Consider the following 13,953-nt stretch of genomic DNA (forward strand, 5'->3'; position numbering starts at 1 on the left):
CAGCGCCAAACTTATTTTAGCGAAGGCGCGATGTTGATGCAGGCTTCGCAGAGACCGGCGACGGCAGCGACCGACTTGTCGAAGGCTTCTTTTTCAGCCTTGTTCATGTCGATCTCGATGATCCGCTCAATGCCGCCGGCACCGATGACAGTCGGCACGCCGACATACATGTCGTTGACGCCGTACTGGCCGGAAAGATACGCGGCGCAAGGCAGCACGCGCTTCTTGTCCTTGAGGTAGGACTCAGCCATTTCGATGGCAGAGGCAGCAGGAGCGTAATAAGCCGAACCGGTCTTGAGCAGGCCGACGATTTCGGCGCCGCCATCACGGGTGCGCTGGATGATCTCCTCGAGGCGCTCCTTGGTGACCCAGCCCATGGTGACGAGGTCCGTCAGCGGAATGCCGCCGACCGTCGAGTAGCGCGCCAGCGGCACCATCGTGTCGCCGTGGCCACCGAGCACGAAGGCCGTGACGTCCTGGACGGACACGTTGAATTCCTTGGCGAGGAAGAGGCGGAAGCGCGACGAGTCGAGGACGCCCGCCATGCCGACGACCTTGTTGGCCGGCAGGCCGGAAAACTTCTGCAGGGCCCAGACCATCGCGTCGAGCGGGTTGGTGATGCAGATGACGAAAGCGTTCGGGGCATACTTCTTGATGCCGGCGCCTACCTGCTCCATCACCTTGAGGTTGATGCCGAGCAGATCGTCGCGGCTCATGCCCGGCTTGCGAGCGACACCGGCGGTGACGATGCAGACATCAGCACCCTCGATCGCCGAGTAGTCGCTGGCGCCGGTTAGGTTGACGTCAAAGCCTTCGACCGGCGAAGACTGGGAAATATCAAGGCCTTTGCCCTGTGGAATGCCGTCCGCGATGTCGAAGAGGACGATGTCGCCCAGCTCCTTCAAGCTGGCGAGATGCGCCAGCGTGCCACCAATCATGCCAGAACCAATGAGTGCGATTTTGTTACGCGCCATTTCGGGATATCCTTTGCGATCGAAAACGATGGCGCGACACTTTGAAGCATCGACCACGGCCGCCAATCGCATAGACCCAACGGCCAAAAATGGCAATTGATTATTTTGTGACGTTAAAATTCAATCGGTTAGATAGAAAAACTCTTACGTAAACGTAAGAATTATTGTCACCATATCGTTATTCGGCCGCTGACTTCGATCGAATCTGGGCGAGATACTCGGCGCTTCGCATCTCGAAAAGGCGTGAGGCCGTGCGGTCGAATTCAAAACCCTCGGTTCCACGGCGCTGCACGAGAAGTGCCTCCGGCATCGCGGCTGCGGAGATCGTCACATGGATGGCGTGATCGTAAAGCGTATCGATGAGAATGATGAAACGCTTGGTCTGGTTGCGTTTTTCCGGCCCGAGCTCCGGAATGCGGTCGATGAAGATCGTGTCGAAACGGGCAGCTATGGCGAGAAAATCTCCGGCTCCTAGCGGCGCCTCGCAGAGATCGGCGAATGAAAACCGCGCCAGCCTGTCGACGGCAGCCGGCACATGGACGGTCCGGCCCTTTCTCTGGATCTCGACTGGCTGTGCCGTGCGGCCGTGAAGCGCCCGCGCCCAGGCTGCATCCATCGCCTTGTCGGTCTCGGCGTTGAGCGGCGTCAGGTAGACAGGCTGACTGTCGTCCTTCTCCATGCGGTAATCGGTCGGCGAATCCAGCGTCACCACGTCGACATAAGTCTTCAAAAGCGTGATGAACGGCGTGAACAACGAACGATTGAGCCCCTCGCGGTAAAGGTTATCCGGCTCGACGTTGGACGTGGTGACAAGAACGCAGCCGAGCGAGAACAGTTCTGAAAACAGCCGCGACAGGATCATCGCATCGGCGATGTCGGTGACGCTGAATTCGTCGAAGCACAACAGCTCCGCCTCGGCAAACAGATCGGCGGCGACAGGCGGAACCGGGTCGGAAAGCTTCGTGTCGCCGTTCTTGATCTTCAGCCGATGGGCCGCGATGCGGTTGTGGACGTCGGCCATGAACTCGTGGAAATGCGCCCGCCGCTTCTTCTTGGACGGTGCCATGGCGAAGAACATGTCCATCAGCATCGTCTTGCCGCGCCCGACGCTGCCGTGAATGTAGAGGCCACGGATCGGCTCGGGCTTCTTGCGCGCCGCAAACAGCCATCCGAGCGCGCTGGACTTCGCAGCCGGCCGCCGCTGCTTGAGAGCGGCCAGCACCCGGTCGAGATGTTTTGCAACATCCATCTGCGCTGCATCCACCTGCAGCGAACCGGAAGCCGTCAGCGATTTCAACTTTTCGCTCACGCTGATCGAGTAGTCAGGCATAGGCTGCATGGAGAGATTCGCCTCGCGCGTCGAAAGATGGCCGGTGGGCCGCAGACCTAGCGGCTAAGCGTGATCGGCTGGCCAGAGGCCGTGGTGCCGGTGAAGCGCGAGTCGGCCGTCTTGTAAACCGAACCCAGCTGGTTGCCGCTGCGGTCCTTGAGAACGACCTGCTTGCCGGCCACTTCCCAGGATCCCATCGTCGTCAGTTCGCCGACGCAGCCACGTGTGCCGCCGCGCGATCCGCTGCCGAGATTGGTGAGTGTCAGGAACATGTCGCAGCTTGTACCGCCGTTGCCGACCTTCCAGCTACCGACCATCGATTCCTTGGTAACATCGAGGCCGGAGGCGGCAAGCGCTGCATTCTGCTGCGGCGCGCCAGCACCCGGGTTTGCCGACGGAGGGGCTGGAAACTGCGAGCCGGTACCGGTCGGGGATGGAAGCTGGCTGGACTGGACCTGCCCGACGGGCGCGGCCTGGATCGGCGGTGGAGAATAGGCTGGCGAAGCGGAGCCATAATCGTTGTTGTAACCCGTCCGCTGGCAACCAGCCAGCGCTACACCGATAACTGCAGCCGTCGCAGCATATTTGAATCGCATTAGGAAACTCCTGAAATAGCCCAGCCTGCCCCGACGTTGGCGCGCAATCACGGCGGAATTATCGTGAAAGGCATTGATGAATCAAGTGAGCACAAGGAGAAATTGTCGCGGGCTGCTGCCCTTGCCGCAGTCATGGGACAAATTTGGCGCATTTTTCCAGACGTCTGAACGAAAGACGCCCTCATATCAACATGAGGGCGGCTTGTAGCGCGATCGTGAGAGTAAGCGACTAGACGCGCCGCTCGACCATCATCTTCTTGATCTCGGCAATCGCCTTGGCCGGATTCAGGCCCTTCGGGCATGTCTGGGCGCAATTCATGATCGTGTGGCAACGATAAAGCCGGAATGGATCTTCCAGATTGTCGAGGCGTTCACCGGTGGCCTCATCGCGCGAATCGATCAGCCAGCGATATGCCTGCAGCAGGACGGCTGGACCGAGATACCGGTCGCCGTTCCACCAGTAGCTCGGACAGGAGGCCGAGCAGCAGGCACACAGGATGCACTCGTAAAGACCGTCCAGCTTCTGGCGGTCGTCATGGCTCTGCTTCCATTCCTTCGCAGGCTCCGGCGATACGGTCTTCAGCCAAGGCTCGATCGAGCGGTGCTGGGCATAGAAGTTCGTCAGGTCAGGAACCAGGTCTTTCACCACAGGAAGGTGCGGCAGCGGATAGACCTTGACGGTACCCTTCACCTCGTCCAGCCCCTTGGTGCAGGCGAGTGTATTGGTTCCGTCGATGTTCATGGCGCAGGAGCCACAGATCCCCTCGCGACAGGAGCGGCGCAGCGTCAGCGTCGGGTCGATGTTGTTCTTGATGTAAAGCAGGGCATCCAGCACCATCGGCCCGCAGTCGTCGACATCGATGTAGAAGGTATCGATGCTCGGGTTCTGACCGTCGTCTGGGCTCCAGCGATAGATCCGCAGTTCGCGGGTGTTCGTCGCACCCTGCGGCTTCGGCCAGACCTTGCCTTCGCGCATCTGAGAGTTCTTGGGGAGAGCGAGTTCAACCATGTCCAGTTCCTCTCAAATCAATACACACGCGCCTTCGGCTCGATCTTCTGCGGATCCATGCCTTCGGCGATCAGTTCGGTGTGAACCGGACGGTAGTCGAGTTTCACTTCGCCTGAGTCGTTGACCCAGGAGAGCGTGTGCTTGCGCCAGTTGACGTCGTCACGGCCGCCGAACGGACCGTCGGTGAAGTCTTCCCGTGCATGCGATCCGCGGCTTTCCTTACGGGCTTCCGCGCCGTAGATCGTGGTGATCGCGTTGGCCATCAGATTGTGCAGTTCGAGCGTCTCGACCAGATCGGAGTTCCAGATCAACGAACGGTCGGTGACCTTTACGTCAGAAAGCTCCTTCCAGATCGCCGACATGCGCTCGCAGCCCGAGGCCAGCGATTCCTGCGTACGGAATACGGCAGCGTCGTCCTGCATGGCATGCTGCATCTTTTCGCGCAGCACCGATGTCGGTGTATGACCATTGGAGAACCGCAGCTTGTCGAAGCGATCCATGATCTTTTCGCAGGCAGCCAGGTTGAGCTGAGGGATTGGCGCAGCGCGATCGATGACTTCGGCAGCGCGGATGGCAGCAGCACGTCCGAAGACGACGAGGTCGATCAGCGAATTGGAGCCAAGGCGATTGGCGCCATGAACCGATGCGCAGCCGGCTTCTCCGACAGCCATGAGGCCCGGAAGGATGCGTTCCGGATTTTCACTGTCCGCATTCAGCACTTCGCCCCAGTAGTTCGTCGGGATGCCGCCCATGTTGTAGTGCACCGTCGGCAGGACCGGGATCGGCTCGCGCGTCACGTCGACGCCGGCAAAGATCTTTGCCGATTCCGAGATACCGGGCAGGCGCTCGTTGAGAACAGCCGGATCGAGGTGGTCGAGGTGCAGGTAGATGTGGTCCTTGTTCTTGCCGACGCCACGCCCCTCGCGGATTTCCAGCGTCATGCAGCGCGATACGACGTCGCGCGAGGCAAGGTCCTTGGCTGATGGAGCATAGCGCTCCATGAAGCGCTCGCCTTCCGAATTGACGAGATAGCCGCCTTCGCCGCGCGCCCCTTCGGTGATGAGACAGCCGGCGCCGTAGATGCCGGTCGGATGAAACTGCACGAACTCCATGTCCTGCAGCGGCAGGCCGGCACGCGCCACCATGCCGCCGCCGTCGCCGGTGCAGGTATGGGCGGACGTTGCCGAGAAATAGGCACGGCCGTACCCGCCGGTCGCAAGCACCACCATCTTGGCGGAGAAGCGATGGATGGTTCCATCGTCGAGGCACCAGGCCATGACGCCGATGCACTTCGAGCCGTCTTCCGACATGATCAGGTCGAGGGCGAAGTATTCGATAAAGAATTCGGCGTTGTGCTTCAGCGACTGTCCGTAAAGCGTGTGCAGGATAGCGTGGCCGGTGCGGTCGGCAGCAGCACAGGTGCGCTGCACGGGCGGGCCCTCGCCGTAATTCTGCATGTGGCCGCCAAACGGCCGCTGGTAGATCTTGCCTTCCTCGTTGCGCGAGAAGGGGACGCCGTAATGCTCGAGTTCGTAAACGGCCTTAGGCGCTTCCATCGTCAGATACTGCATGGCATCGACGTCGCCGAGCCAGTCGGAGCCCTTGACGGTGTCGTAGAGATGCCACTGCCAGCTGTCCGGCGTCATGTTGCGCAGCGACGCAGCGATACCGCCTTGAGCGGCCACCGTGTGCGAGCGGGTCGGGAATACCTTGGTGATGCAGGCGGTCTTGAAGCCCTGTTCGGCCATGCCGAGCGTGGCGCGGAGACCCGCGCCGCCGGCACCGACGACGATCACGTCATAGGAGTGATCGACGTACTTGTAGTCCTTGCCGGTCCGTTCGGGCCCATTCTGATTGGGTGAGGTTGGTGCCATGATGCAATTATCCTACGAACGCGATTTTCAGAATGGCGAAGAGACAGAGCCCAGCGACGACGATCGAAAAGAACGTGTTGAGCATCAGCAAGACGAGTTTGCCGACTTCGCCATGGACGTAGTCCTCGATGATCACCTGCATGCCGAGCCGCATGTGGATCACGCCCGAAATCACCATCAGCGCGAAGAACACGGCGACAAACGGGTTCGACAGCGCGTGCACGACAACAGCATAAGGTGCGCCGGCGTAAATCATCAGGAAGACGACGAAGAAGATAAACAACGGCACGTTGGCGACGGCCGTCAGCCGCTGGCGCCAGAAATGCTCCGTGCCGTCCTTGGCCGAACCGAGACCGCGAACGCGGCTGAGAGGGGTGCGCATATCCATGACCAGAACCCTCAGAAACGCATCGCCAGGGCAACAGCCCAGACGATGGCGGTGAGACAGAGCGAACCGATCAGATTGGCGATCGCCAGCTTGGTGGAAAAATGCTTCTCGAAACCATGGCCGAGATCCCACATAAAATGGCGGAAGCCGCCGAGCATGTGGTGCAGCAGCGCCCAAGTATAGCCAAGCAGGATCAGCCGGCCGATGATCGTGCCGAGAAACCAGTTGGCCCAGTCGAAATAAAACTGGCCCGACGCGGCGGCGACAAGCCACCAGACGACCAAAAGCGTGCCGACGTAGAGCGCGCCACCGGTAATGCGATGGATGATCGACATGGCCATGGTCGGGATGAGTTTGTAGATTTGAAGATGCGGCGATATAGGCCGATTATGTGTGACGTTCGCCATCAAGACCTCGCGGCGTTACGATGCGCTTCCAATGCGGGCAATCCCGGGCAACACACGAATGACAAAGTCCTATGTGCGTTGCATCAGTCGCGTGGTTTAATCACCGAAATGCCTGCCGACAAGCACTATTGCAGTCCATAGAAAATTTAATCGATTGACGTCATCCACACGCCGATTTCGCCGTATTACTCTCTTGCGAGTTAACCATCCGGGTGGATTTGTCGCCCGCTGCGTGGACTTGGTCTTCCACTTCCGGCACTCTTCCTTAACTTTTTGTTAACGGTTATTTGTCCGGAGGCCGGCATGCCTGGTGTTTTCTCGCGAATCGGTACGATCCTTGGCGCAGCAGCACTGAGCGGAACCCTGGCGTTGCCTGTTCTGGCGAACGACTACCACGGCCACGGCCGGACCATTTTCCATCAGGGAGCGCACGCCTCCGGCTTTCGGAACCGCGAGGCCGGTGGACACCGCTTCTACGCCGACGATCGCAGCCCGCGCCAGGGCCATGAACACAGCCGTTTCGATCCCAGCGGTTATCGCAGCCATGCGCCCGAGCGCCAATTTACCGACGGGCACATGCGTAGAAACCATTTCCGGATGCTGGCGTCCCGGGATTTTTCGACGCGGCGTGGCGGTGGCATCGCCGTTATCGAGCGCCGTCAGCCGGACTATAATTTCATCAGTAATTACGCCGGCTCGGTCGATGTCTACCATGCCAATGGCGGCACCTATATCACCGGCTATGGCGACGGCGGCTACACCGGGTCAAGCGCCCCTGTCATGGCGCCGCGCGCAAAAATCATCGATGTCGCCCGCACGCGCAACGGCTGCGCCTACGAAAACGGCGTCTGCGTCATCAGGCCCTGATCGTCAGTCTGCGGAGAACCGCCACACGGTCGTCTTCTTGATGTCGCTGTCCTCGAGGGCGCGCGTGACCGGCACTTCATAGGTCGCCTGGAATGTGAGACCCGCTTTCGGCAGGTAGGCTCGCCCGGGATCGCCGACGAGAACGACGATGCCCCGGGAGGTGAGTGCCGATAGCCAGGGGACGAGCCGGTCTGCAAATTCGCGATCGTAGAACACGTCGCCAGCGAGCAGCACGTCCGCGTCGACGGGAAGGCCGACGATATCATCGCCGGAAAACCCGATATCGGCCCGATTTTCCGCAGCATTCAGCCGCACTGCCGTTTCCGCCCACGGATCGATATCCACCGCCAGCACCTTTGCAGCACCCGCATGTGCGGCGGCAATGGCCACCAGCCCCGATCCACTGGCAAAATCCACCACACGCTTGCCGGCGACGACATCGGGGTTATCGAGCACGAAACGCGCCAGGCCCTGGCCTCCCGCCCAGGCAAAGGCCCAGAACGGTGGTGGCAGGCCGATCTCCTGCAGCTCCTCCTCGGTCTTCAGCCAGAGGTCATGGGCTTCGCTCGCCAGATGCAGCCGGATCTCAGGCACATGCGGCGGCGCCAGCACATCGGTGTTAGCGCGGATAAAAGCTTCCGGCTCGGTCTTCACTCGCGGCTCAGCGGGGCGGATTGTCGAGGCCGCCCATCCGGCAGACCTCCAGATATTCCTCGTCGGTGACCGGCTGCACGGACAGCCGCATCGAGGTCACCAGCGACATTTTCGCCAGCTTCTCGCTCGCCTTGACATCCTTCAGCGTCACCGGCTTCGGCATATCGCAGACGGCGCGGATGTCGACGCAATCCCACTTCGGATCGCCCTTGGCGCTGGAATCCGGATGCGACAAGGCACAGACCTCGACGATACCGACGATCTCGAGCCCTTCGTTCGAGTGGTAGAAAAAGCCCTTGTCGCCGATCTTCATCGCCCGCATGTGGTTGCGCGCCAGATAGTTGCGCACGCCGGTCCATTCGGTGCCGGCCTCGCCCGCATCCTTCTGCGCCTGCCAGCCCCAGGTCTTCGGTTCGGACTTGAACAGCCAGTGAGCCACGATCACGCCTCCGGCTTGTTGAATACCCAGTTGAACGGCTTGACCTCGACGCTTTCGAACAGGCCGGCCTTGGCATAGGGATCGGCATCGGCCAGGGCCTGCGCATCGGCGAGCGACGCCGCTTCGACGATCACCAGGCTGCCGCAGGGCTTTTCATCCGAGCCGAGGAACGGGCCGGCCATCTTCAGCGTGCCCTCGTCATTCAGCTTGTTCAGATGCTCGACATGGGCAGGGCGGGTGTCCATGCGGACATGTAGATGGTCGGGTTTGTCCTTGCAGAGAAAAGCGAAAAGCATGGGTTTGCTCCTGTTTTGTGGTCAGATCTATTCGGTGGTGATCGGCCGCGTCATCAATTGTTCGATGGCGTCGGAAATATCGAGCGTGCCGTCGATAATGGCCGCAACCGCTTCGGTGATCGGCATGGCGATGCCGAGTTCGGCGGCAAGCCGAACGGCGACGGAAGCGGCAAGCGCCCCTTCGACCAGTCCCCCCTGCGCCGGATCCCGAAGCTCGCCGCGACCAAGCGCGATGCCGAAGCGCAAGTTGCGCGACTGGTGGCTGGTCGCAGTCAGCACGAGATCGCCAAGGCCGGAGAGGCCGCGCACCGTCTCCGCCTGCCCGCCCTGCGCGCCGACGAAGCGCGACATCTCGGCCAGTCCCCGGCTGATCAGCGCCGCGCGGGCCGAATCGCCGATGCCACGGCCTTCGACGATGCCGCAGGCAATCGCCAGCACGTTCTTCAGCGCGCCGCCCAGCTGGACGCCGATCCGGTCATCGGAGGCATAGAGCCGGAATGTCCGCCCCGAAATTGCCTGCGCCAACCGTTCGGCATCAGCCATGTCCCCGGCGGCGACAGCCATTGCCGTCGGCAGGCCCTTGGCAATATCGGCGGCAAAACCGGGGCCTGAAAGTACAGCGATGGCATGATGCGGCAATTCGCGTTCCAGCATTTCCGTCAACAGCGAGCCGGAAACACGATCGATACCCTTGGCACACGTAACGACGACGGCATCCTTCGAGAGGTATCTTCCATACTGTCGCGCTGCATCTGCCTGTGCCTGGGAGGGCATCGCAAACAACACGATATCGGCATGGGAAACCGCATCCGGTTCGGCGGAAAAGGTGAGACCGCCCGGAAGCGCAATGCCGGGCAAAGCCGCTTCGTGCCGGCGCTCGGCGGCAAGTTTGGCCATCAGCGCCGCATCGCGGCCGACGAGCACCACCTCGTGGCGGCCGGCCTGGGCAATGACGGAGGCCAGCGCCGTTCCGAAGGCGCCGGCGCCGATAACCGCGATGCGCTCCGTGCCACTCATGATTTTGCGCCCCGACGGCCGTGGCCGATCAGCGCCGCAGCATTAGCGTCCAGCGGCCAGCGCGATCGCGGCGCCACCGAGAGATCGTCTGCAGGTTCACCGGTTGCCATCCGCTCGAGGCCGGCCCAGGCGATCATCACGGCATTGTCGGTGCAAAGATGCAGCGGCGGAGCGATGAAGCGGAAGCCCTGCTGGTCGCATAGCTCCTGCAAGGTCCGGCGCAATTCGAGATTGGCGGCAACACCGCCGGCAACGACCAGCGCCGGACGATCCGACAATTGCGGAAACTCGGCCTTGAAGCGTTGCAGCCCGCGCCCGATGCGATCCTTCAGTGTCCGCGAAATGGCCTTCTGGAAGGAGGCGCAGATATCGGCGATATCCTGATCCGAAAGCGGCGCGATCTCCATTGCGGCCTGCCGCACGGCAGTCTTCAGGCCGGAAAAGGAAAAATCGAGCCGCGCCTCACCGACCAGCGGCCTGGGGAAGACGAACCGGTCGGCATTGCCGGTCTTTGCCGCCTTTTCCACCGCCGGACCGCCGGGATAGGGCAGGCCCAGCAGCTTGGCCGTCTTGTCGAAGGCTTCGCCGAGCGCATCGTCGATCGTCGTGCCCCAGCGCTCGTAGACGCCGACGCCGCGCACCAGGATCAGTTGCGTGTGGCCGCCGGAGACCAGCAGCATCAGATAGGGAAAGGCCAGCCCATCGGTCAGGCGCGCCGTCAGCGCATGGCCTTCGAGATGGTTGATGGCATAGAGGGGCTTGCCCGAGGCACGCGCCATCGCCTTCGCCGTCATCAACCCGACCAGCAGACCACCGATCAGGCCAGGGCCGGACGTTGCGGCAATCGCATCGACGTCGGCAAGCGACACATTGGCGCGTTTCAAAGCTTCTTCGATAAGCGTATCAAGCGCCTCGACATGGGCGCGGGCCGCGATTTCGGGGACCACGCCGCCATAGGCACTGTGCTCCTCCATCTGGCTGAGAACGACGTCGGACAATACAGAGCACTGCCCGTCCGAACGGCGTTCGACAACGGCAGCGGCGGTTTCGTCGCAGCTTGTTTCGATGCCGAGAATGCGGAGAAAGGGCGTCATGGAACCTGAACGTCGGATTGCGGTGCAGTCTAAACCTGTTTACGAGAACTGTCGGTAACAACGGATCAATACGGATGCAAACGAAACCTTTCCGGATCGGCACACGCGGTAGTCCGCTTGCGCTGGCCCAGGCCCACGAGGCGCGAGACCGGCTGATTGCCGCCCATGGCCTGCCCCCGGAAATGTTCGAGATCGTCGTCATGACGACAATGGGCGACCGCATTACCGACCGTTCGCTGGCTGAAATCGGCGGCAAGGGGCTGTTCACCCAGGAACTCGAACTGCGGCTTTTGACCGAGGACCTGGACTTTGCCGTGCATTCGGCCAAGGACATAGCCACCAATCTGCCCGAAGGCCTCTATCTCTCCGCCTTCCTGCCGCGCGAAGATATCAGGGATGCCGTGATCGGCCGCACGGCGCCGAGCCTGATGGAATTGCCGCAGGGCGCAACGGTCGGCTCTGCATCGCTTCGCCGGCAGGCACTGATCAGACGCATCCGCCCGGATATCAATGTCATCGTCTTTCGCGGCGCAGTCGACACGCGGCTGCGCAAGTTGCACGAAGGCCAGGCCGATGCCACGCTTCTGGCCGTGGCCGGGCTGAAGCGACTGGGCAAGGTCGACGTGCTTACCGAGATACTCGACCCCGACGCCTTTCCGCCGGCGCCGGCGCAGGGCGCAATCGCCATCGAAAGCCGGGTCGGAGACATCAGGACCGACGCGCTGCTGGCGCCGATCAACGACATCCCCACCTTCGACACCGTCTCCTGCGAGCGCGGCTTCCTCGCGACGCTCGACGGCTCCTGCCGCACGCCGATTGCCGGCTACGCAACCTGCGACGGCGACAACCTGCGCTTTTTCGGCATGATCCTCACCCCGGACGGCCGCATCGAGCACAACATCACCGTCGAAGGCCGGCGCTCGGATGCCGAAGCCCTTGGCGCTGCGGCCGGCGAGGCGGTGCGTGACAAGGCCGGCCCGACCTTTTTCGATAGCTGGAGCTGACCGATGCGCGTGCTCGTCACACGTCCCGCAGCATCGGGCGAGCGCACCGCGAAAAAGCTCGAAGCGCGCGGCCATGAGGCACTGCTCTTGCCGCTGACGGCAGCAGTCCACGATCCCGAGGCGGCATCGGCGGCACTGGACAACTCCACCGGCGCCATTGCCGTTACCAGCGCAGAGGCGCTCCGTGCATTGCAGGCCATCGGCCCGGCGCTCTCCGCACATATCGGACGACCGCTCTTTGCCGTCGGCAAGGCAACCGCCGAAAAGGCAGTCGCAGCCGGTTTCACCACTGTCCACCATTCCCAAGGCGATGGCACTGAACTTGCCGATCTCGTGGCCAGCCAGAAATTCTTGTTGGGTGATCGTCCGCTGACTTATCTCGCAGGCTACCCCCGCGCGTCAGGCTTCGAAAAGCAGCTTTCCCTGCACGGCGTCCCGTTCGACTGCATCGAATGCTACCGCATGGAGCCGGTAGAGCCGCCTGAAACACTGCTGCAGAGCCTTTTCAGCGACGTTCCTGTCGATGCAGTGCTCTTCTACTCCAGTCACACCGCCAGACGTTTTTTCGGCCTCGCTACAGTATCCAGGCATCTGGAGAAGCTGAAAAAGACGCGACTTCTTTGCCTGAGCGCGACGATTGCCACAATCGTCCCCTACCCGTTGCGATCAGCGGTCGAAATAGCGGAGATCCCGGAGGAAGACAGCATGCTCGGCCTTCTCGATCCCGATCCGAGCGCTAATTTGATCTAAGCTCTTTCCATAAACCGCTTCACTGTCTACCTTCTTCGCAGTGCATCACATGAGGACGCCATGATCCCCGGTAATCCGCCGCATCATACGAAGCCCGACGAAGAGCCCGTAACGATCGATCTGGAAGCCAACGCGGCTGACCGCCGCGAAGCCGAGATCGAAAGTCACAAGGACGAAATCGGCACCTCCGCCACGGACACAGTGGACATCAAGCCGCAGCCCGAGCCGGAACCGGCATACGAGCCCGCCGGAACAACGCCGACAGAGCCACCGGCCCCGACAGCCACGGCACCCGCCAACAGCACCACGGGACTGATTGCAGCCGGCATCGTCGGCGGCCTGATCGCGCTGATCGGTGCCGGAGCGCTGCAATATGCAGGCGTCCTGCCCGCCGCTTCCGGAAATGATAAGCAGCAATTCACGTCGTTGGACGCTGAGATCGACGGGCTGAAGCAGAGCGTCGCCAACCTGGCCACCTCTCCCGCAGCAACGCCGGATGCCGCGCTGGAAGCACGCATTGGCGCGCTCGAGACAGCCCTAAAGAACAACCCGCAGGCAGCAACCGCCAACGGCGCCGTCGACACCGCCTCCGCCCAGAAAATTTCCGATCTGACGGCCGAAGTCGACCAGCTCAAGGCCAGCCTGACGCAGACCTCGCAGACGCAGGCCACGACCGGCGCCGACATCAGCAAGCGGCTGGACGATGCTGAAAAGAAACTGAACGACCCGGGCAAGGATGTCGCCGTTGCCCAGGCAATCGCTGCTGCCGGCCTCAAGGCGGCGATCGATCGCGGCGGCCCGTTCCGCGCCGAACTCGACACCTTTGCCGGCGTCTCTCCTAACGACCCGACAGTGGAAACCCTGGGCAAGTTTGCCGAAACCGGCGTGCCATCGCGCGCGGAACTGATCCGCCAGGTCCCGGATGTTGCCACCACCATCATCGGTGCGACAGAAAAGCCGGCTGAAACCCAGGGCTGGAGCGACCGCCTGATGGAAAGCGCCAAGTCGCTGGTGACCGTTCGCCCCGTCGGCAATATCAAGGGTGACGGAGTCGACGCCATTGCCGCCCGCTTCGAGGACAAGATCCGCAACGGCGACCTGCCGGGCGCTGTCAGTGAGTGGAATAGTCTCCCGGAAACCGGCAAGATGGCATCGGCGGCGTTCAAACAGTCGATCGAAGCCAGGATCAAGGTCGAGGATCTCGTCGGTGAAACCCTGTCGAAGGCGATTGCCGGCGCCGGCAAGCAGAGCTGA

Annotated in this window: 16 protein-coding genes; 4 read left to right on the plus strand and 12 right to left on the minus strand. The window is 61.8% G+C overall.

Features of this window, described 5'->3' with window-relative positions; translation table 11 throughout:
- Window positions 1–11: 11 nt before the first annotated feature.
- From mdh to sdhC, 7 genes are all read right to left on the minus strand, one after another.
- A complete protein-coding gene (mdh, locus tag J5274_RS02170) occupies window positions 12–974 on the minus strand; it encodes a malate dehydrogenase (RefSeq protein ID WP_142824712.1) in 963 nt (320 codons plus the stop codon).
- Between the two features lie 178 nt (window positions 975–1,152).
- Window positions 1,153–2,313, minus strand: a complete 1,161-nt coding sequence (gene zapE / locus J5274_RS02175) for a cell division protein ZapE (RefSeq protein ID WP_142824711.1) — start codon at window positions 2,311–2,313, stop codon at window positions 1,153–1,155.
- A gap of 47 nt (window positions 2,314–2,360) precedes the next feature.
- Window positions 2,361–2,900 carry a protease inhibitor Inh/omp19 family protein gene (locus J5274_RS02180; RefSeq protein ID WP_142824710.1) on the minus strand — a complete coding sequence of 180 codons (540 nt, stop codon included), beginning with the start codon at window positions 2,898–2,900 and terminating at the stop codon, window positions 2,361–2,363.
- Between the two features lie 229 nt (window positions 2,901–3,129).
- The gene (locus J5274_RS02185; RefSeq protein ID WP_142824709.1) at window positions 3,130–3,909 is read right to left on the minus strand and encodes a succinate dehydrogenase iron-sulfur subunit; all 780 of its coding nucleotides are present in this window, start codon (window positions 3,907–3,909) and stop codon (window positions 3,130–3,132) included.
- A gap of 17 nt (window positions 3,910–3,926) precedes the next feature.
- Window positions 3,927–5,783 (minus strand): succinate dehydrogenase flavoprotein subunit, encoded by a 1,857-nt coding sequence (gene sdhA, locus J5274_RS02190; RefSeq protein ID WP_142824708.1) that lies wholly within the window; start codon window positions 5,781–5,783, stop codon window positions 3,927–3,929.
- A gap of 7 nt (window positions 5,784–5,790) precedes the next feature.
- Window positions 5,791–6,171: a succinate dehydrogenase, hydrophobic membrane anchor protein gene (sdhD, locus tag J5274_RS02195; RefSeq protein WP_219274740.1), complete on the minus strand. Its 381-nt coding sequence runs from the start codon at window positions 6,169–6,171 to the stop codon at window positions 5,791–5,793.
- A gap of 11 nt (window positions 6,172–6,182) precedes the next feature.
- Window positions 6,183–6,578: a succinate dehydrogenase, cytochrome b556 subunit gene (sdhC, locus tag J5274_RS02200; protein WP_142824706.1), complete on the minus strand. Its 396-nt coding sequence runs from the start codon at window positions 6,576–6,578 to the stop codon at window positions 6,183–6,185.
- Window positions 6,579–6,881: 303 nt separating this feature from the next.
- Here sdhC and J5274_RS02205 point away from each other — a divergent pair, with 303 nt between their 5' ends.
- The gene (locus J5274_RS02205; protein ID WP_142824705.1) at window positions 6,882–7,445 is read left to right on the plus strand and encodes a hypothetical protein; all 564 of its coding nucleotides are present in this window, start codon (window positions 6,882–6,884) and stop codon (window positions 7,443–7,445) included.
- 3 nt (window positions 7,446–7,448) lie between these two features.
- On the opposite strand, the gene J5274_RS02210 is transcribed toward J5274_RS02205, so the two are convergent.
- Genes J5274_RS02210 through tsaD form a run of 5 tightly spaced genes read right to left on the minus strand, consistent with a single transcriptional unit; the run spans window position 7,449 to window position 10,945 of the window.
- On the minus strand, window positions 7,449–8,099 hold the full coding sequence (locus J5274_RS02210) for a methyltransferase (protein ID WP_142824704.1): 651 nt from the start codon (window positions 8,097–8,099) through the stop codon (window positions 7,449–7,451).
- A gap of 7 nt (window positions 8,100–8,106) precedes the next feature.
- Window positions 8,107–8,538, minus strand: a complete 432-nt coding sequence (locus J5274_RS02215; RefSeq protein WP_142824703.1) for an EVE domain-containing protein — start codon at window positions 8,536–8,538, stop codon at window positions 8,107–8,109.
- A 2-nt stretch (window positions 8,539–8,540) separates the two neighbouring features.
- Window positions 8,541–8,834 (minus strand): YciI-like protein, encoded by a 294-nt coding sequence (locus tag J5274_RS02220; protein WP_142824702.1) that lies wholly within the window; start codon window positions 8,832–8,834, stop codon window positions 8,541–8,543.
- Window positions 8,835–8,861: 27 nt separating this feature from the next.
- Window positions 8,862–9,851 carry an NAD(P)H-dependent glycerol-3-phosphate dehydrogenase gene (locus J5274_RS02225; RefSeq protein ID WP_142824701.1) on the minus strand — a complete coding sequence of 330 codons (990 nt, stop codon included), beginning with the start codon at window positions 9,849–9,851 and terminating at the stop codon, window positions 8,862–8,864.
- On the minus strand, window positions 9,848–10,945 hold the full coding sequence (tsaD, locus tag J5274_RS02230; RefSeq protein ID WP_142824700.1) for a tRNA (adenosine(37)-N6)-threonylcarbamoyltransferase complex transferase subunit TsaD: 1,098 nt from the start codon (window positions 10,943–10,945) through the stop codon (window positions 9,848–9,850). Before tsaD ends, J5274_RS02225 begins: the two co-directional genes overlap by 4 nt.
- Before the next feature lie 74 nt (window positions 10,946–11,019).
- Between tsaD and hemC the strand changes: the two genes are divergently transcribed.
- From hemC to J5274_RS02245, 3 genes are read left to right on the plus strand one after another with little or no spacing between them, the layout of a single operon-like run.
- Window positions 11,020–11,949 (plus strand): hydroxymethylbilane synthase, encoded by a 930-nt coding sequence (gene hemC, locus J5274_RS02235; protein WP_142824699.1) that lies wholly within the window; start codon window positions 11,020–11,022, stop codon window positions 11,947–11,949.
- Between the two features lie 3 nt (window positions 11,950–11,952).
- Entirely contained in the window at window positions 11,953–12,699 is a 747-nt protein-coding gene (locus J5274_RS02240; RefSeq protein ID WP_142824698.1) for a uroporphyrinogen-III synthase, read from the plus strand.
- Window positions 12,700–12,759: 60 nt separating this feature from the next.
- Window positions 12,760–13,953 (plus strand): COG4223 family protein, encoded by a 1,194-nt coding sequence (locus J5274_RS02245; protein WP_142824697.1) that lies wholly within the window; start codon window positions 12,760–12,762, stop codon window positions 13,951–13,953.

The sequence above is a fragment of the Rhizobium sp. L51/94 genome, from assembly GCF_019355555.1.
Classification (GTDB): Bacteria; Pseudomonadota; Alphaproteobacteria; order Rhizobiales; family Rhizobiaceae; genus Rhizobium; species Rhizobium rhododendri.